Source organism: Pseudomonas sp. NPDC089422 (genome assembly GCF_044749405.1).
Lineage (GTDB): Bacteria > Pseudomonadota > Gammaproteobacteria > Pseudomonadales > Pseudomonadaceae > Aquipseudomonas.
Map to the genome: position 1 here is coordinate 771,244 of NZ_JBIVHW010000001.1, position 17,523 is coordinate 788,766.

The following is a 17,523-nucleotide window of genomic DNA, read 5'->3' on the forward strand; positions in this document are numbered from 1 at the left end:
CAATATGCTCTGGGCCTGCATTCTCCTGCCCCAGCTGGCGCTGGACTCGATCCTGCGCGAGCGTGACGACGCCGATACACCGCTGGTGCTGGTCGGCGGCCCCGTTCAGCGCCGTCTGCTGCAAGCCGTCAATCCCGCCGCGGCGGCGCTTGGCCTGCGAGCGGGGCAGACGCTGACGGCCGCGCGGGCCTTGGCCGACGGGTTCCACTGTGTCGAGGCCGACCCGGCCCGCATCGAGCAGTTGCAGCAATTGCTGGCGGCCTGGGCCTACCGGTTCAGTGCCCAGGTGAGTCTCCACTACCCACGTGCCTTGTTGCTTGAGGTCGGCTCCAGCTTGCAGCTGTTCGGCCCCTGGCCGCTGTTCGAGGCCCGCCTGCGCGAAGAGCTGGCCGCACTGGGCTTGCGCCAGCGCATCGTGCTCGCGACCAACCCGGTAGCGGCTCGCATGCTTGCCAACGGCCATGATGGCCTGGCACTGACCTGCGCCGAGCAGACCCGAGCGGCGCTGGCGCGCATGCCGATCGAGCGCGTCGGGTTGCCAGCGGACGCTGCCGAAGCCTTTGTCCGCATGGGTCTGCGCCAGTTGGGTCAGGTGCTGGCCTTGCCGCGCGATGCGCTGGCCAGGCGGTTTTCCGCCCAGGTGCAGTTGCACCTGGACCAGTTGCTCGGGCTGCGTTCCATGGGGTTGGGCTTCTATCAGCCGCCGGACCGCTTCGAGACGCGCCTGGAACTCAACTTCGACGTCGAATCGCATCAGGCCTTGCTGTTCCCCTTGCGGCGCATGCTCAATGACCTGGCGGCCTTCCTCGCCGGGCGCGACTGCGGCGTACAGCGCTTTTGCCTGTATCTGGAGCACGTCGAAGGGCCGGACACTCAATTGCAGGTGGGCCTGCTGGCAGCCGAGCGCGACGCCGCCATGCTGTTCGAGCTGGCCCGTGGGCGCCTGGAGCCACTGCGCATCCCGGCACCGGTGCGCAACCTGCGACTGGTCGCCGATGACCTGCCAGCCTTCGTGCCCCAGCACCAGGCACTGTTCGACCCCCGTGCCAAGCAGGCCCAGCCCTGGGAGCAACTGCGCGAACGCCTGCGTGCGCGCCTGGGTGATGAAGCCGTCAAGGGGCTGCGCGCCGAGGCCGACCACCGCCCCGAATGCGCCTGGCAGCAAGCGGAGCAGGGTGCCCAGGGTAGCCTGCCGGCCTTGCCGGGTAGCCGCCCAGGTTGGTTGCTGCCCACCCCGCAGGCCCTGGAGGGGGCTGGCCACAGGCTCTTGGGCCAGGCCGAGCGCATCGAGTCAGGCTGGTGGGACGGTGGCGATGTGCGCCGTGACTACTACCGCATCGAAACCCGCGATGGCCTGCGTGGCTGGGCCTATCACGACCTGGCCCAACCCGGCCCGCTGTGGCTGCAGGGCTGGTTCGCATGAGTACACCGGGCTACGCCGAGTTGCATTGCCTGTCCAATTTCAGCTTTCAGCGTGGTGCATCCAGTGCCGAGGAGCTGTTTCGCCGCGCCCGCGAGCAGGGCTACCAGGCCCTGGCGATCACCGACGAGTGCACCCTGGCCGGTATCGTTCGCGCCTGGCAGGCCGCCAAGGCGCAACAGTTGCGCCTGATCGTCGGCTGCGAAGTGCGCCTGCAGGATGGCCCCAAACTGGTTTTGCTGGTGCAGAACCTCACGGGTTACCAGAACCTCTGTGCCTTGATCACCCGAGCGCGACGGCGGGCCGAGAAGGGTGACTACCAGTTGTTCGCTGACGATCTGCAGCAACACCATGAAGGTTTGCTGGCGCTGTGGATTGCCGATGATGCCGATGATCAGGCTACAGGCCGATGGCTGTGCGAGGCGTTCGCCGAGCGCTTGTGGCTGGGCGTGCACCTGCACCGTGGCAGCGATGATGACCGGCGCCTGGCCCGCTTGCGCGAGCTGGCGGCGCAGCAGGGCATCCGCGCCGTGGCCTGTGGTGACGTGCACATGCACGTGCGCGGCCGGCGCGCCCTGCAGGACTGCATGACCGCCATCCGCCAGCACTGCAACGTGGCCGAGGCAGGGCGCCATCTGTTCGCCAATGGCGAGCGCCACCTGCGTGCGCTGGAGCAGTTGGCCGAGCTGTACCCGGCAGACCTGCTGGCCGAGAGCCTGGTCATCGCCGAGCGTTGCCAGTTCGACCTGGGTGAACTGCGCTACCAGTACCCACGCGAACTGGTGCCCGAGGGCCAGACACCCGCCAGCTGGCTGCGCGAATTGTGCGAGCGGGGCTTGCCCCAGCGCTGGCCGTCAGGGCCGAGCAGCCAGGTACGCGTGGTGCTGGACAAGGAGCTGGCGCTGATCGAGGAGCTGGGCTACGAAAGCTATTTCCTGACCGTGCATGACATCGTCGCCTTTGCCCGCAGCCAGCACATTCTCTGCCAGGGCCGTGGTTCGGCAGCCAACTCGGTGGTGTGCTTCGTACTGGGCATCACCGAGCTCGACCCGATGGAACATCGCCTGTTGTTCGAGCGCTTCCTGTCGCGTGAGCGCAACGAGCCGCCCGATATCGACGTGGACTTCGAGCATGACCGGCGCGAAGAGGTGATCCAGTACGTGTTCCGCCGTTACGGCCGGCACCGCGCCGCACTGACCGCCGTGGTCAATACCTATCACGCTGCCGGCGCTGTTCGTGATGTGGCCAGGGTGCTGGGCCTGCCGGCCGACCAGGTGGATGCCCTGGCCAAGTGCTGCGGTCGATGGAGCGACCGTATCCCGGACGATCAGCGGCTGGCAGAGGCCGGTTTCGAACCCGGTAGCCCGTCGCTGCGGCGCATCCTGATACTGGCCGGTGAACTGATCGGTTTCCCCCGTCACCTGTCCCAGCACCCAGGTGGCTTTGTCATTTCCGAACAGCCGCTGGACCACCTGGTGCCGGTGGAAAACGCCGCCATGGCCGAGCGCACGGTGATCCAGTGGGACAAGGACGACCTGGACATGGTCGGCCTGCTCAAGGTCGACGTGCTGGCCCTGGGCATGCTCAGCGCCTTGCGCCGCTGCTTCGACTTGCTGCAGCGCCACCGCGGTCGGCAGCTGACCCTGGCGACCATCCCCGGCGAAGACCCGGCGACCTACGCGATGATCAGCCGCGCTGAAACCATGGGCGTGTTCCAGATCGAGTCGCGGGCACAGATGGCCATGCTGCCGCGGCTCAGGCCCAACACCTTCTACGACCTGGTGATCGAGGTTGCCATCGTGCGCCCCGGGCCGATCCAGGGCGACATGGTTCACCCTTACCTGCGCCGACGCCTCAAACAGGAGCCGGTGACCTACCCCTCGGAAAAACTCAAGGAGGTCTTCGAGCGCACCCTGGGCGTGCCGCTGTTCCAGGAGCAGGTGATGGAACTGGCCATGGTCGCTGCCGACTACAGCCCTGGCGAGGCCGACCAGTTGCGCCGCAGCATGGCTGCCTGGAAACGCCATGGCGGGCTGGAGCCCCATCGTCAGCGGCTGGTCGAGGGCATGCTGCGCAACGGTTACGACCTGGCGTTCGCCGAGCGTATCTTCGAGCAGATCAAAGGCTTTGGCAGTTACGGCTTCCCCGAGTCGCACGCGGCCAGCTTCGCTTTGCTGTGCTATGCCAGCAGCTGGCTCAAGTGCCATGAGCCGGCGATCTTCACCTGTGCGCTGGTCAACAGCTGGCCGATGGGGTTCTACAGCCCCGACCAGCTGCTGCAGGAGGCGCGGCGGCAAGGGATCGAAGTACGCCCGGTGGATGTGTTCCACAGCGAATGGGACTGCACGCTGGAGCCCGATCGCCACGGTGCCTTGGCCATTCGCCTAGGGCTGCGGCAGGTCCGGGGGTTCAGCGAGGTGGATGCCCGCCGGTTGGAGCAGGCGAGGGCGCAGCGCCCTTGGCGGAATGTCGAAGACCTGTGCCTGCGCGCCGGGCTCGACAGCCGTGCTCGCGCCCGGCTGGCCGATGCGGGGGCACTGCGAGCTTTGGCCGGTGATCGCCACCAGGCGCGCTGGCAGGTGGCGGCAGTGCAGCCGCAGTTGCCGCTGTTCGCCGAGGTGCAGGCACTGCCGGAAGCCCAGGTGGCGTTGCCGGTGCCAACGGTTGGCGAGGACCTGGTAGCCGATTACGGCACCTTGGGCACGACCCTGGGCCCGCATCCGCTCAGGCTGTTGCGTTCACGGTTGCGGGCGCTGGGGTGCCGCAGTTCCGGCGAACTGGCTGGGCTCGAGCATGGCGATGCGATTGCCATGGCCGGGCTGGTGGTGGGGCGACAGCGGCCGCAGACCGCCAGCGGGGTGACCTTCGTGACGCTGGAGGATGAGTTCGGCATGGTCAATGTGGTGGTCTGGCGGGATCTGGCCGAGCGGCAGCGACGGGCGCTGGTGGGGGCTCAGTTGCTCAAGGTGAGCGGGCGGCTGGAGCAGGAGAACGGGGTTCGGCATCTGATCGCCCGGCGGCTGGAGGACATCAGCCCCTTGTTGCAGGGGCTGGATGTAAAGAGCCGGGACTTTCACTGACCTTGATGGATCCTGTCAGACCATCGCCAGATGCTGCTTGCGCGTGGGTGCCGGAAACGCCCGATCCATCGCCCGCAGGTCTTCAAGGGTCAAGGTCAACGCTCCGGCAGCCGCATTCAACCGCACATGCTCCGCAGACACCGCCTTGGGTATGGCAATCACATCGTTCTCCCGCGTCACCCACGCCAGGCTGACCTGCGCAGGCGTCGCCCCATGGCGCTTGGCGATTTCGCACAGCACCGGATGTTGCAACAGCCGCCCGGCCTGGGCCAGCGGGCAATAGGCCATGGTTGGCAAGCTCCGTTGGCGGCTCCAAGGCAACAGGTCGAACTCGATGCCACGCTGCGCCGGGTTGTACAGCACCTGATTGGTGGCGCAATCCAGATTGTGCAGTTCGCGCAGGTCATCGACATCGAAGTTGGACACCCCCCAGCGGCGGATCTTGCCCTGCTCGCGCAAGCGTTCGAACGCCTCGACCGTTTCCTCCAGCGGATACTGGCCACGCCAGTGCAGCAGATAGAGGTCGATCACCTCGGTGCCAAGGCGCTTCAGGCTGCGTTCGCAGGCTTGCGGCACGCCACGGCGGCTGGCGTTGTGCGGGTAGACCTTGCTGACCAGGAACACCTGGTCACGGCGCCCGGCAATGGCCTGGCCGACCACTTCCTCGGCGCCGCCCTCGGCATACATCTCGGCGGTGTCGATCAGGGTCATGCCCAGTTCGATGCCTTGTTGCAGGGCGGCCACTTCGGCGGCCTTGCGGGCCGGATCTTCACCCATGTACCAGGTGCCCTGGCCAATGGCCGGCACGTTGCAACCTGCCAGTTTCACGTAACGCATGTCACCTCCGGAGTCTGGGTATGGGAAAGCAGTACCTCGAGCAGCGCCTGGGCTGCGGTGGAAAGCTTGTGGTCGGCCAGGGCGATCACGCTGATGCGCCGTTCGACCGCGGGTTCGACCAGCGTCACGCAACGTGCGCCGAGTTCCTGCATCTGGTTGATGCACAGCGCCGGTACTGCACTGACACCCAGACCACTGGCAACCATGCGGCCGATGGTCGACAGCTGGTGGCTTTCGAACGCCACCGCCAGCTTGCCGTGGCGCGCCGCGACGTACTGCTCCAGCAGCAGGCGCACCGCCGACGGGCGCTGCAAGGCTATGAAGTCTTCCGCCAGCAACTGTGCCCAGGTGACCTGGGTTTGCAAGGCCAGTGGTGAGTCGGCCGGCACCACGGCGACGAAACGGTCCATGTACAGCGGATGGAAATTCAGGCCTTCGCTGTTATCCGGCTCGAAGCCAATGCCCAGTTCGACGCGGCGATGGCGCACCAGTTCAAGTACCTGTTCGTTGATCACGTCGTGCACCGTGACATTGACCTTGGGGTAACGCTGGCGGAACACCTTGAGCGATTGCGGCAGCAGGTTGCCGGCAAAGGCCGGCATGGCCGCCACCGAGACGCGGCCAAGCTGCAGGGTGAAGCGCTGGCGCAGCATCTCTTCGGTGTCGTCCCAGTCGGCCAGCAAGCGCCGGGCCAGTGGCAGCAGCACCTCGCCCTCGGCGGTCAGGCTGACGCTGCGGGTGGTACGGGTGAGCAGGGCGCCGCCTAGGTTGTCCTCCAGCGCCTTGATGGTCAGGCTCAGGGCCGGTTGCGAGACATGCAGGTGTTCACCGGCCTGGGCGAAGCTCTGGTACTTGGCGACGGCGACGAAGGCGCGCAGTTGCTTGACGTTCATGACAGCCTCGATCGCTGTTTTGGAAAAGTTATCAATCGATGATGAAAACAAAATTAACAAATCAGTCGCCAGCGGTGAAGATGGCTGCACACGCTCACCGACAGCCTCGTCGGTTCAACAACTACAAAAGGCGGATCAGCATGGCCGGACTGGACAAGCGCGTAGCAACCTATGAAGAGGCCCTGGCAGGCCTGACCGACAACATGACGGTACTGGCCGGCGGCTTCGGCCTGTGCGGCATCCCCGAAAACCTCATCGCCGAAATCAAGCGCCTTGGCGTCAAGGGCCTGACCGTGGTCTCGAACAACTGCGGCGTCGACGGCTTCGGCCTGGGTGTGCTGCTGGAAGACCGGCAGATCCGCAAGATGATCGCCTCCTACGTCGGCGAGAACGCCGAATTCGAACGTCAGCTGCTCAGCGGAGAACTGGAAGTCGAACTGACCCCGCAAGGCACCCTGGCCGAGAAGATGCGCGCCGGCGGCGCCGGTATCCCGGCCTTCTACACCGCCACCGGCTACGGCACCCCGGTGGCCGACGGCAAGGAAGTGCGCGAGTTCAAGGGCCGCAAGTACATCCTCGAAGAGTCGATCACTGGCGACTTCGCCATCGTCAAAGGCTGGAAGGCCGACCATTACGGCAACGTGGTGTACCGCAACACCGCACAGAACTTCAACCCACTGGCGGCCACCGCCGGCAAGATCACCGTGGTCGAAGTGGAAGAGATCGTCGAGCCTGGCGTGCTGCTGCCCAGCGAGATCCATACCCCGGGCATCTTCGTCGACCGGGTGATCGTCGGCACCTTCGAAAAACGCATCGAAAAGCGCACCGTCAAGGCCTGAGCGCCATCCATCAGAACAACAAAGAGATCCTGACCATGGCACTGACCCGCGAACAGATGGCGCAACGCGTCGCCCGTGAACTGAAGGACGGCTACTACGTCAACCTCGGCATCGGCATTCCGACCCTGGTGGCCAACTATGTACCGGCCGACATGGACGTGATGCTGCAGTCCGAAAACGGCCTGCTCGGCATGGGCGAATTCCCCACCGAAAGCACCATCGATGCCGACATGATCAACGCCGGCAAACAGACTGTCACCGCCCGCCGTGGCGCGTCGATCTTCGACTCGGCGCAATCGTTCGCCATGATCCGTGGCGGCCACGTCGACCTCACCGTACTGGGCGCCTTCGAAGTGGACGTGGAAGGCAACATCGCCTCGTGGATGATCCCCGGCAAGCTGGTCAAGGGCATGGGCGGCGCCATGGACCTGGTGGCCGGTGCCGACAACATCATCGTCACCATGACCCACGCCTCCAAGGATGGCGAGTCCAAGCTGCTGCCGCGCTGCAGCCTGCCGCTGACCGGTGCCGGTTGCATCCGCAAGGTGCTGACCGACCTGGCCTACCTGGAGATCGAAGACGGCGCCTTCATCCTGCGCGAGACCGCGCCGGGGGTAAGCGTCGAAGAAATCATCGAGAAGACTGCCGGCAAGCTGATCGTGCCGGACGATGTCAAGGAAATGACCTTCTAAAGCATCACACTGTACCCCTGTAGGAGCGGCCTCGTGTCGCGAAAGGGCCGCAGAGCGGCCCCGGCAATTTCGGCTGCAATGCTGAAATCCTGGGGCTGCTTCGCAGCCCGTTCGCGACACGAGGCCGCTCCTACAGGGGTTTCTGCGTTTATGCAGAAAAATCCGATAAGACCAATAAAAGGAAGTAACCGTGGCCGCTGAAATCCAAGACAGCCGCTCCGCCCGCTTTGCCCTGCGCTGTTCCAACTGGGCCGAACGCTGGTTCCCTGACTCCTGGGTATTCGCCGCCCTGGCCGTGTTGCTGGTGTGCATCGGCGCCCTGGCGATGGGGGCCAAGCCGACCGACACCGCCAAGGCCTTCGGCGATGGCTTCTGGAGCCTGATCCCGTTCACCATGCAGATGGCCTTCGTGGTCATCGGCGGCTACGTGGTGGCCAGCTCGCCACCCGCCGCCCGCCTGATCGACCGTCTGGCACGCATCCCCAGGAACGGCCGCTCGGCGGTGTGCTGGGTCGCGCTGATCTCAATGCTGGCTTCGCTGCTCAACTGGGGCCTGTCGCTGGTGTTCGGCGGCCTGCTGGTGCGGGCCCTGGCCCGTCGCACCGAGCTGAAGATGGACTACCGCGCCGCCGGTGCCGCCGCCTACCTGGGCCTGGGGGCTGTGTGGGCGCTGGGCCTGTCGTCCTCGGCCGCGCAGTTGCAGGCCAACCCGGCCAGCCTGCCGCCTTCGATCCTGTCGATCACCGGCGTGATCCCGTTCACCGAGACCATTTTCCTCTGGCAGTCCGGCGTGATGCTGGCGGCCCTGGTGATCGTCTCGCTGGTGATCGCCTACGCCACGGCACCCGGCCCGAGCAGTGCGCGCAGCGCCGAAGACTGTGGCATCGACCCCAGCTTCACCGCGCCACCGGCACCCAAGCGCACCCGCCCGGGCGAATGGCTGGAGCACAGCCCGATCCTGATCCTGATGCTGGTGGCCCTGGCCGGCGGCTGGCTGTACCAGGAGTTCGCCACCAAGCCGGCGATCACCGCGATTTCCGGGCTGAACACCTACAACCTGCTGTTCATCATGCTTGGTGCCTTGCTCCACTGGCGCCCGCGCAGCTTCCTTGATGCCGTGGCGCGCGCCGTGCCGACCACCACCGGGGTGCTGATCCAGTTCCCGCTGTACGGCTCGATCGCTGCGATCCTCACCCAGGTAAAAGGTGTGGACGAGCAGACCCTGGCCCATCACATCTCGCTGTTCTTCACCCAGATCGCCACCCATGATACCTACGCGCTGCTGATGGGCGTGTACTCGGCAGTGCTGGGCTTCTTCATCCCGTCTGGCGGTGGCAAGTGGATCATCGAAGCACCGTACGTGATGCTGGTGGCCAACGACCTGCAGTATCACCTGGGCTGGGCGGTGCAGATCTACAACGCCGCCGAGGCGCTGCCGAACCTGATCAACCCGTTCTACATGCTGCCGTTGCTGGGTGTGCTGGGGCTCAAGGCGCGCGACCTGATCGGCTTCTCGTTCGTCCAACTGCTGGTGCATGTGCCACTGGTGCTGGTGTTGTTGTGGGCGCTGGGCACCACCTTGCAGTACGTGCCGCCGGTGATGCCTTGAAATAGTTGCATTGCCTGCCCCGGCCGCTTCGCGATCAAGCCCGCGAAGCGGCCGGTGCAGGTATTCAATCAGCCAGCTTTGCCAACAATGCAGCCAGGGTCGTTCGACCTGGCTCGTCCAGCCCGAACACCGGCTTGCGTGGCTCGCCCACCGGCAATCCGGTCATTGCCAATCCGGCCTTGATGGTCGCCGGCAACCCGCCTTTGAGAATGAAATCGAGCAGCGGCAGCTGGCGGTAGAACAGCGCCCTGGCCTGCGCCAGGTCTCCCGTCAGCACAGCCTGATACAAGCCTTGGTTGAGTGCCGGAATCAGGTTCGGCGCTGCCGTGCACCAACCTTTGGCACCAGCCACGAAGGCCTCCAGCGCCAGCGGATTGCAGCCGTTGTAGAACGGCACCTGGCCTTCACTCAGCAACTGCAGCTTGTGCATGCGCTGGATATCGCCAGTGCTCTCCTTGACCATGGTCACGTTGGCCACTTCCCGGACGATACGCAGGATCAGCTCCACCGACATGTCGGTGCCGCTGGTGGCCGGGTTGTTGTAGAGCATGATCGGGATATCGATTGCGCCACCGATGGCGCGGTAGTGCTGGAGGATCTCGGCTTCACTGAGTTTCCAGTAGGCGGCCGGCAGCACCATCACCGCGTCGGCACCCTGGGCCTGGGCAAAGCGGGCGCGGCGCACGGCGCCGGCGGTGGTCAGGTCGGACACGCTGACGATGCTGGGTACCCGCTTGTCGATCTGGGCGAGGCTGTACTCGGCTACCTGCTGCCATTCGCTGTCGCTGAGATAGGCACCTTCGCCGGTGCTGCCCAATGGCGCGATGGCCTGCACGCCGCCGTCGATCAGGCGTTCGATGGACTGGCCCAGCGCGGGCAGGTCGAGCTGTTCGCCGCCTGCGCTGAAGGGGGTAATGGTGTAGCCGATGATGCCGTGGATTTCAGTGGTCATGGTAAAAGGCTCCGCAAGCAAGGCATTCAGGGATCAGTTCAGGCAGTCGGCGTGGTCGCGCAGGCTCTGCCGGGCAAAGTAGTTGAAGGCTGCAGCATGGCGCTTGGGCCGGTCGATCCAGTCGTGGGCTTCGCGGCCCAGTGCCGGGGCGATGGGCTTGATGGTGCCGGCCGACATCGCCAGCAGTTGCAGGCGTGCGGCGCGCTCGATCAGCTGGGCATACACGCAGGCCTGCTCGATGCTGGTGCCGGTGGACAGCTGGCCATGGTGCGAGAGCAGGATGGCGCGCTTGTCCCCCAGCGCGGCGCTGATGATTTCGCCTTCCTCGTTGCCCACCGGCACGCCGGGCCAGGCTTCGAGGAAGGCGCAATCGTCGTAGAGCGGGCACAGGTCCATGTGTGAAACCTGCAGCGGGACTTCCAGCATCGATAGCGCGGCGACGTGGGTCGGGTGGGTGTGGATGATGCAGTTCACGTCCGGGCGGGCGCGGTACACCCAGCTGTGAAAGCGATTGGCCGGGTTGGGCATGCCCTGGCCTTCGAGCACGTCGAGGTCCTCGTTGACCAGCAGCAGGTTGCCGGCGCTGATTTCATCGAAACCCAGGCCCAATTGCTGGGTGTAGAAGGTACCCGGTTGCGGGCCGCGGGCACTGATCTGCCCGGCCAGACCGGAGTCGTGGCCATGGTCGAATAGAATTCGGCAGGTCAGGGCCAGCTTTTCTCGCACAGTCCACGTATTATCGGCAAGCGAGCCTTGCATCTGCGTCAGCGCCTGCTGGACCAGCTGGTCCTTGCTGTGTGTCAGGGTCTTGGCCATGGGGTTTTCCTCTGTGGCGTGATGAGCGATGTCAGCGCTGGCCTGTTCCAAAGCTTTGGTCGGTCGAGGAACGGGTCAGCGGATGACACAAATAATCCTATATGACACAAAGTGTCATAAGCAAGCCTGTGGACCCGGGAAAATCGCGTCGCATGTCTAACCGATTGAAAGTGTTAAGAAAAAAACTGGGCGTTACGCTTGAGACGCTGGCCGAAAAATCCGGCATGACCAAGAGCTACCTGTCCAAGGTGGAGCGTGGCCTGAACACGCCGTCGATCGCTGCTGCGCTCAAGCTGGCGCGGGCGTTGAACGTCAATGTCGAAGAACTGTTCGCCGAGGAGCACACCGGGCAGCGGCGCTACAGCCTGGTCCGCCAGGGCGAGCGCCAGGCGCTGGTGGGCGATGGCCACGGGCCTGGCTATGCGGCGTTGACCCGCCAGTTCGGGCAGCACAGCCTGTTGCCGTTCCTGATCCAGCCGCCGACCGCGTTCAGCGATCCGACTTTCAAGGAGCATGAGGGTGAGGAGTTTCTGTTCGTCCACGCAGGCCAGGTGGAGGTCGACTTCATGAATGAGCGGGTGTTGCTGGAGCAGGGCGATGCGCTGCACTTCAATGCCCAGACACCGCACCGCCTGCGCTCGGTCGGCGAGCAGCCGGCGCAGTTGCTGGTGGTGGTGCAGCACAGCAGCGAATGAGGACCTGGTGATGATCGAGGTGTCGCGGTTCTGGCGGGACCCGGCATTGCCTTTTGTCGAAGCCCGGCGCGTGGGGGATGGGCGCAAGGTCTGTTATGCCGCCCATTCCCATGAGAGCTTTTCCATCGGCGTGATCACCAGTGGTTGCAGTACCTACCTGAGCGGCACCAGTCAGGTCGAGGTAATGGCCGGTACCACGGTGTTGATGAATCCAGGTGTGGTGCACACCTGCAACCCGATCGCCGGCCAGCCCTGGTCGTACCTGATGCTGTTTGTTGACCTGCCGTGGCTGCAGGCTCGGGGCTTCGAATTGCCAGCACAGACAGTCAGTACTTCGCCGGCTTTGTACAGCCGCTTGCTGCAGGTGTTTGCCGACCTGTTCGACAACGAACTGGACGATCGTGAAGATCGCCTGGCGGGTTTTTTCGGTGATCTCCCACGCTATTTGCAGGCATCGGCAGATGAGGCGCGAGTGGACCATCCGCCGCTGGACGCGGCAGCGGCTTTCATCCGTGCTCATCGCACAGACCCGCTGAGCCTTGAGGACATCTGCGCGGCTTGTGGCTTGTCACGCTCCTATCTGATCCGTGCTTTCCGCCAGCGCTTCGGCCTGACGCCACACGGTTACCTGCTGGATCAACGGGTGCAGCATGCGCGGGCGCAATTGCGCCAGGGAAGGGCAATCGCCGAGGTGGCGCAGGAGGCGGGGTTCGCCGATCAGGCGCATCTGCAGCGGGCGTTCAAGCAGCATCTGGCGGCAACCCCCGGGCATTACCGCGATGCGCAGTATCAAACGAGCAGATAACCCGCGCTTCCCACCAACAATATTGACAGCCCCCGATTCAGCAACTGGAGATACCGCGGCTTGCGCAGATACTGCCGGATCACACTCCCGGCCCAGGCCCAGCAGGCCACCGAAACGAAACAGATCGGCCCGTAGATCCAGGTGAACAACCACAGCAGTTGCTGTTCGCCACCGGTATAGGCACCCACGCCTGCCACCGCCGCCAGCCAGGCTTTGGGGTTAAGCCATTGCATCGCCGCCCCCTGCCAGGCCGAAGGTGCACGCTGCTGATCTGCGCCACCCAGCTGGCCATCGTCGCGGGCCAGCTTCCACGCCATGTACAGCAGAAATGCCACGCCTCCCCAATGCAGCGCCACGCCCAGCAACGGCCAGCGCAACAGCAGTTCGTGCAAGCCCAGGCCAACCAGCACCAGCAGCACGCAGAAGCCCAGCGTCGCGCCCGTCACATGCCACAGGCTCGCTCGCAGGCCATGACGGGCACCACTGCCGAGGGCGACGACATTGACCGGCTCGGGAGAGATCGATGCGACAAGGGCGAATGCGGCCATGGAAAGGGAGAGGCTCATGTTCCGTAACTCCGTGTGTTGGACGATGCCGCCATCCTGCGGCCTTACCTGGCTTGGGGTATTGAAGAATAGTCCCCTGCGGCGCAGCTACAGCTTTTGTAATAGTTTCGCGCTATCAGAAAAGCCTGCTGTGCTTGTAGGATCGTCTTCCCTATTTTCAATCAAGGTCTATATGAGCACCTTCGCGGAGCCCCCCAGTCTTCGGCCTTTCCGGCCATCCTCCTGCCGTCCTCGTGACGCTTCCTTCGAGAGTACCCGCTAATGGAATGGCTAGCCGATCCCACGGCCTGGCTAGGCCTGTTGACGCTTATCGTCCTCGAGCTGGTGCTCGGTATCGACAACCTGGTGTTCATCGCCATCCTCGCCGACAAGCTGCCGCCGCATCAGCGCGACCGCGCGCGGGTCATCGGCCTGAGCCTGGCGCTGATCATGCGCCTGGGCCTGCTGGCCAGTATCTCGTGGATGGTCACCCTGACCGCGCCGCTGTTCGAGGTGTTCGGCAAGAGCTTCTCCGGCCGTGACCTGATCATGCTGTTCGGTGGTGTGTTCCTGCTGTTCAAGGCCACCATGGAATTGCACGAGCGCCTGGAAGGGCATGTCACCCAGGCTACGGGTGCCGTGCGTCATGCCTTGTTCTGGCCAATCGTGGCGCAGATCGTCGTGCTTGATGCGGTGTTCTCGCTGGACGCAGTGATCACGGCCGTAGGCATGGTCGAAGAGCTGTCGGTGATGATGATCGCGGTGGTCTTCTCGATCGGTATCATGATCGTCGCCAGCAAGCCGTTGACCCGCTTCGTCAACGCCCACCCGACAGTGATCATGCTGTGCCTGGGCTTCCTGATGATGATCGGTTTCAGCCTGACCGCCGAAGGCCTGGGCTTCCATATCCCGAAAGGCTACCTGTACGCGGCCATCGGCTTCTCGATCCTGATCGAGCTGTTCAACCAGCTGGCCCGTGCCCGCCGCAAGCGCAGCCTGCAGCAGCACCGGCCATTGCGTGAACGTACCGCGCATGCCGTGCTGCGCCTGCTGGGTGGCCGCCGGGTCGAGGCTGACGAGGTGGGCGAAGACATTGCCGACCTGGTCGAAGGTGGCGAAGAGCAAGTCCTGTTCGACCGCCGCGAACGGGTGATGATCAGTGGCGTGCTGAACCTGGCCGAGCGGCCGATCCGCACGGTGATGACCGCGCGTGCCGAGGTCGACGTGATCGACCTGGCGCAACCCGCGCACGCCATCACTGAAGCACTGGCCAACTCGCCGTACTCGCGTCTGCCGCTGATTCGCAATGGCCATATCGAGGAACCGCTGGGCTTCGTGCACAAGAAAGAGCTGCTCAAGGAGCTGCTGACCGGTAGCCAACCGGACCTTGAGCGCATGGCGCGGGCGCCGTTGAACCTGCTGGAAAGCTTCAGCATCCTCAACGCCCTGGAGCAGATGCGTAGCCAGTCGACGCACATTGCCTTCGTGATCAACGAGTTCGGTGATTTCACCGGCTTGCTGACCATGACCGACATCCTCGAGTCGATCGCCGGTGAGCTGCCAGATGCCAGCGAGATCGAAGGCCCGGCGATCATCGAGGAAGGTGGCAGTTTTGTTGTCAGTGGCGCCCTGAACCTGAGCCAGGTCCAGGCGCGTACAGGCTTCAGCGCCCGCGCCACCGAGGACTACCAGACCCTGGCGGGCCTGGTGATGAGCTTGCTGGACCGCCTGCCGGTGGTGGGTGACCAGCTGGCCTGGAATGGCTGGAGCATGACCGTGGTGGCGGTGGAGGAGCGCCGGGTGCGCCAGGTACGCCTTACACCGAACGCCGACGCTGACGCAGCAAGTGCTTGAAGCCTTCGAGCACCAGCACCAGCACGGCGGCCCAGATTGGCAGGTAGGTCAGCCACTGATCCGGGCCGATGGTTTCGCCCAGCAGCAGGGCGACGCCCACCAGCAGGACCGGCTCGACGTAGCTGAGCAGGCCGAACAGGCTGAATGGCAACAGGCGGCTGGCCAGTACGTAGGCGATCAGTGCACAGGCGCTGATCGCCCCCAGCAGCGGAATCAGCCCGTAGAGGCCTGGGTGCTGGTGCAGATCGGCCGTCGACAACGGCCCTTGGGTGACGAAATACACAGCCCAGGGCAGCAACAGGCACATGTCGCACCACAGGCCACCGAGGTGGTCGGTGCGGCAGCGCCGTCGCAAGACGAAGTAGATCGGGTAGCCGATCGTCACCAGCAAGGTTTCCCAGGCGAAGCTGCCATTCTGGTAAAGCTCGTGCCCGACGCCCAGCGCGGCGCAGCTGACCGCCACTTTCTGCAGGCGTGACAGGCGCTCGCCATACACCAGGCGCCCGGTCAGCACCATGGCCAGCGGCAGCAGGAAATAGCCCATCGACACTTCCAGGCTGCGCCCGTGCAGCGGCGCCCAGAGGAACAGCCACAGCTGCACCCCCATCAACCACGAAGTACCGACCATGCCCAGCAGCAGGATCGGCGTCTGACGCACGCGGGCGAGCAGTTCGCCGACGCGCTTCCAGTCTTTGCTGACCAGCATGAACAGGGTGAGGCAGGGCAGGGTCAACAACGTGCGCCAGCCAAAGATCTCTTCGCCATCAAGTGGCGACAGCAAGGAGGTATAGAAATACATCACAGCGAACAGACAGGACGCCATGACCGACGAAATAATGCCTTTTGACACGAATGCCTCGGATAGGGGAGTGAGCAGGTGGATCAGCCGCGCATGATCTCAGGGGGCGCGTCCTGCGGCAACCGCACGCTGCCAGGTTGTGCGGTGAGTGCCTTGAGGAAATCGCTGGCAGGCATCGGCCGGCCAAACAGATAGCCTTGCTGAAAGTCCACCCCGCTTCGCGCCAGGTAATCACGCTGGACCTCGGCTTCCACGCCTTCGGCAACGATACCCAGCCCCAGCTTGGCGGACAGCTCGATGATGCTGTCGAGAATGTGTTGGGACAATGCGTCGCCACCGATCATGGCCACGAAGCTCTGGTCGATCTTCAGGTAGTCGACCTTGAACTGGCGCAGGTAGTTGAGGCTCGACTGGCCGGTGCCGAAGTCATCCAGGGCGATCATCACCCCCATGTCATGCAGCTTGGCGAACAGCTCGAGGGCCACCGGGGTGGCTTCGATCAGCTTGCGCTCGGTCAGTTCCAGGGTCAGCCGTACCCGCCCCGGGGGGAAATGCTGGAGGAAGGTGTGGCAGTCGTCGAGCAGGCTCAGGTCACGGCAGTGGTCGGCGGTAATGTTGATGCCGATGTGGAAGCCGTCTTCCAGCAGTGCGGCGTAGGGCGCCAGGCTCTGCGCGGTGTGCAGCATCAGGGCGCGGGTCATGGCGACGATCTGGCCACTGTGCTCGGCGTAGGGGATGAACAGGTCCGGCCGTACCAGGCCTTCACGGGGATGGTTCCAGCGCATCAACACTTCAGCCCCAGCCCAGCGGTAGTCACCCTTGCGCACTACCGGCTGGAAATACGGCAGAAACTCGTCCGCCTCCAGGGCCCGGCGCAGTTCGGCCCGTGGCGAGCTGGCCCGGCGAATCTGCCAGCGGCAGGCGCCGCCGGCCACCACGCCGAGTACCAGCAGCAGGCTGAGCAGGGCAGGGTAGTGGCTGCGCAGCAGCTCGCCTGGCTTGTCGGCCTCGTAGCCACCGTGCACGCTGAACGGGTAGCGGGTCGAGCCCAGGGTCACATCGGCGGCGGCGGCGACCGGTGGGACACCGTCATGCACCGCACCGTCCTTGCCCATCCATACGTTGCCGACGCGGATCTGCAGCGCTTCTTCCGGGCCTATCAGGCGTAATGCGGTGAGCAGGTGATCGCCATCCACGGTACTGATCGCACCGCGATCGCCATCGCTGGCCCGGTACACCAGCAGGGCATGGCCAGGCGTCACCGAGTTGCCATTCATCAGCCACAGCCGGCCATCGGTGTAGTCATGGGCGTCGACGGGCTCGTCGAAGTCGCCGAACAGCGAACTGCAATACAGGTTGTGGTGCTGGAACAGGTTGGTCGAGCGGACGAAGGCATTGCGCGTGACCTGGCTGCGCAACGCCAGCTGGGCGTCCGCACAGGGGCTGCCAGCCAGCGGCAGCAGTGCCTGCGCGGCATTGGCGAGGTTGTCTAGAATATGATCAACATGCTCGACCACCTGGCGCGCAGTTGCCTGGCTGGTGGCGCGCAGTTCACGTTCGATCTGCCAGTTCATCACCGCCAGGCCACAGGCAAGCGGCACCGCGCCGACGATCCAGGGCAGGAGCGTGCGCCAGCTCCAGCGAGCGGGGCGTTTGACCGTGAGGGGCATGCTGGGGGGATCTTCCT

At 64.6% G+C, this 17,523-nt stretch carries 15 protein-coding genes; 8 read left to right on the forward strand and 7 right to left on the reverse strand.

Features of this window, described 5'->3' with window-relative positions; genetic code table 11:
• Positions 1-4: 4 nt before the first annotated feature.
• Both ACIPZ8_RS03555 and ACIPZ8_RS03560 read left to right on the forward strand, forming a co-directional pair.
• A complete protein-coding gene (locus ACIPZ8_RS03555; protein WP_400719656.1) occupies positions 5-1,423 on the forward strand; it encodes a Y-family DNA polymerase in 1,419 nt (472 codons plus the stop codon).
• Positions 1,420-4,500 (forward strand): error-prone DNA polymerase, encoded by a 3,081-nt coding sequence (locus ACIPZ8_RS03560; RefSeq protein ID WP_400719658.1) that lies wholly within the window; start codon positions 1,420-1,422, stop codon positions 4,498-4,500. The genes ACIPZ8_RS03555 and ACIPZ8_RS03560 overlap by 4 nt, the downstream gene beginning before the upstream one ends.
• A gap of 15 nt (positions 4,501-4,515) precedes the next feature.
• Here ACIPZ8_RS03560 and ACIPZ8_RS03565 read toward each other — a convergent pair whose 3' ends face one another.
• Both ACIPZ8_RS03565 and ACIPZ8_RS03570 read right to left on the reverse strand, forming a co-directional pair.
• Positions 4,516-5,337, reverse strand: a complete 822-nt coding sequence (locus ACIPZ8_RS03565; RefSeq protein ID WP_400719660.1) for an aldo/keto reductase — start codon at positions 5,335-5,337, stop codon at positions 4,516-4,518.
• Positions 5,325-6,230 (reverse strand): LysR family transcriptional regulator, encoded by a 906-nt coding sequence (locus ACIPZ8_RS03570; RefSeq protein ID WP_400719662.1) that lies wholly within the window; start codon positions 6,228-6,230, stop codon positions 5,325-5,327. The genes ACIPZ8_RS03565 and ACIPZ8_RS03570 overlap by 13 nt, the downstream gene beginning before the upstream one ends.
• 140 nt (positions 6,231-6,370) lie before the next feature.
• Here ACIPZ8_RS03570 and ACIPZ8_RS03575 point away from each other — a divergent pair, with 140 nt between their 5' ends.
• The 3 genes from ACIPZ8_RS03575 (at position 6,371) to ACIPZ8_RS03585 (ending at position 9,370) form a co-directional block, all read left to right on the forward strand.
• Positions 6,371-7,069, forward strand: a complete 699-nt coding sequence (locus ACIPZ8_RS03575; protein ID WP_027916752.1) for a CoA transferase subunit A — start codon at positions 6,371-6,373, stop codon at positions 7,067-7,069.
• Between the two features lie 35 nt (positions 7,070-7,104).
• Entirely contained in the window at positions 7,105-7,761 is a 657-nt protein-coding gene (locus ACIPZ8_RS03580) for a CoA transferase subunit B (RefSeq protein ID WP_159410121.1), read from the forward strand.
• A 190-nt stretch (positions 7,762-7,951) separates the two neighbouring features.
• Positions 7,952-9,370 (forward strand): short-chain fatty acid transporter, encoded by a 1,419-nt coding sequence (locus tag ACIPZ8_RS03585; RefSeq protein WP_400719664.1) that lies wholly within the window; start codon positions 7,952-7,954, stop codon positions 9,368-9,370.
• A 64-nt stretch (positions 9,371-9,434) separates the two neighbouring features.
• On the opposite strand, the gene ACIPZ8_RS03590 is transcribed toward ACIPZ8_RS03585, so the two are convergent.
• Both ACIPZ8_RS03590 and ACIPZ8_RS03595 read right to left on the reverse strand, forming a co-directional pair.
• Entirely contained in the window at positions 9,435-10,322 is an 888-nt protein-coding gene (locus ACIPZ8_RS03590; protein WP_400719666.1) for a dihydrodipicolinate synthase family protein, read from the reverse strand.
• Between the two features lie 33 nt (positions 10,323-10,355).
• On the reverse strand, positions 10,356-11,138 hold the full coding sequence (locus ACIPZ8_RS03595; protein ID WP_400719668.1) for an aldolase: 783 nt from the start codon (positions 11,136-11,138) through the stop codon (positions 10,356-10,358).
• A gap of 152 nt (positions 11,139-11,290) precedes the next feature.
• On the opposite strand from ACIPZ8_RS03595, the gene ACIPZ8_RS03600 reads away from it, so the two are divergent.
• Together ACIPZ8_RS03600 and ACIPZ8_RS03605 are read left to right on the forward strand one after the other, a co-directional pair.
• Entirely contained in the window at positions 11,291-11,833 is a 543-nt protein-coding gene (locus ACIPZ8_RS03600; protein WP_400719670.1) for a helix-turn-helix domain-containing protein, read from the forward strand.
• A gap of 10 nt (positions 11,834-11,843) precedes the next feature.
• Positions 11,844-12,638 carry an AraC family transcriptional regulator gene (locus ACIPZ8_RS03605; protein ID WP_400719672.1) on the forward strand — a complete coding sequence of 265 codons (795 nt, stop codon included), beginning with the start codon at positions 11,844-11,846 and terminating at the stop codon, positions 12,636-12,638.
• On the opposite strand, the gene ACIPZ8_RS03610 is transcribed toward ACIPZ8_RS03605, so the two are convergent.
• A complete protein-coding gene (locus ACIPZ8_RS03610) occupies positions 12,623-13,204 on the reverse strand; it encodes a LysE family translocator (RefSeq protein ID WP_400719674.1) in 582 nt (193 codons plus the stop codon). The genes ACIPZ8_RS03605 and ACIPZ8_RS03610 overlap by 16 nt on opposite strands.
• A 261-nt stretch (positions 13,205-13,465) precedes the next feature.
• On the opposite strand from ACIPZ8_RS03610, the gene ACIPZ8_RS03615 reads away from it, so the two are divergent.
• Positions 13,466-15,037: a TerC family protein gene (locus tag ACIPZ8_RS03615; RefSeq protein ID WP_400719676.1), complete on the forward strand. Its 1,572-nt coding sequence runs from the start codon at positions 13,466-13,468 to the stop codon at positions 15,035-15,037.
• On the opposite strand, the gene rarD is transcribed toward ACIPZ8_RS03615, so the two are convergent.
• Both rarD and ACIPZ8_RS03625 read right to left on the reverse strand, forming a co-directional pair.
• Positions 15,000-15,887, reverse strand: a complete 888-nt coding sequence (gene rarD, locus ACIPZ8_RS03620) for an EamA family transporter RarD (RefSeq protein WP_400719678.1) — start codon at positions 15,885-15,887, stop codon at positions 15,000-15,002. The two genes, ACIPZ8_RS03615 and rarD, sit on opposite strands and share 38 nt — an antisense overlap.
• Before the next feature lie 32 nt (positions 15,888-15,919).
• Positions 15,920-17,506 carry an EAL domain-containing protein gene (locus tag ACIPZ8_RS03625; RefSeq protein ID WP_400719680.1) on the reverse strand — a complete coding sequence of 529 codons (1,587 nt, stop codon included), beginning with the start codon at positions 17,504-17,506 and terminating at the stop codon, positions 15,920-15,922.
• Between the last annotated feature and the right edge of the window lie 17 nt (positions 17,507-17,523).

Bases quoted from the DNA above. Each gene is read 5' to 3' on its own strand.
- ACIPZ8_RS03610 (WP_400719674.1), bottom strand. From the start codon at position 13,204: ATGAGCCTCTCCCTTTCCATGGCCGCATTCGCCCTTGTCGCATCGATC.
- ACIPZ8_RS03575 (WP_027916752.1), top strand. From the start codon at position 6,371: ATGGCCGGACTGGACAAGCGCGTAGCAACCTATGAAGAGGCCCTGGCA.
- ACIPZ8_RS03565 (WP_400719660.1), bottom strand. From the start codon at position 5,337: ATGCGTTACGTGAAACTGGCAGGTTGCAACGTGCCGGCCATTGGCCAG.
- ACIPZ8_RS03590 (WP_400719666.1), bottom strand. From the start codon at position 10,322: ATGACCACTGAAATCCACGGCATCATCGGCTACACCATTACCCCCTTC.
- ACIPZ8_RS03570 (WP_400719662.1), bottom strand. From the start codon at position 6,230: ATGAACGTCAAGCAACTGCGCGCCTTCGTCGCCGTCGCCAAGTACCAG.
- ACIPZ8_RS03605 (WP_400719672.1), top strand. From the start codon at position 11,844: ATGATCGAGGTGTCGCGGTTCTGGCGGGACCCGGCATTGCCTTTTGTC.
- ACIPZ8_RS03625 (WP_400719680.1), bottom strand. From the start codon at position 17,506: ATGCCCCTCACGGTCAAACGCCCCGCTCGCTGGAGCTGGCGCACGCTC.
- ACIPZ8_RS03560 (WP_400719658.1), top strand. From the start codon at position 1,420: ATGAGTACACCGGGCTACGCCGAGTTGCATTGCCTGTCCAATTTCAGC.
- ACIPZ8_RS03580 (WP_159410121.1), top strand. From the start codon at position 7,105: ATGGCACTGACCCGCGAACAGATGGCGCAACGCGTCGCCCGTGAACTG.
- ACIPZ8_RS03615 (WP_400719676.1), top strand. From the start codon at position 13,466: ATGGAATGGCTAGCCGATCCCACGGCCTGGCTAGGCCTGTTGACGCTT.
- ACIPZ8_RS03595 (WP_400719668.1), bottom strand. From the start codon at position 11,138: ATGGCCAAGACCCTGACACACAGCAAGGACCAGCTGGTCCAGCAGGCG.
- ACIPZ8_RS03600 (WP_400719670.1), top strand. From the start codon at position 11,291: ATGTCTAACCGATTGAAAGTGTTAAGAAAAAAACTGGGCGTTACGCTT.
- ACIPZ8_RS03555 (WP_400719656.1), top strand. From the start codon at position 5: ATGCTCTGGGCCTGCATTCTCCTGCCCCAGCTGGCGCTGGACTCGATC.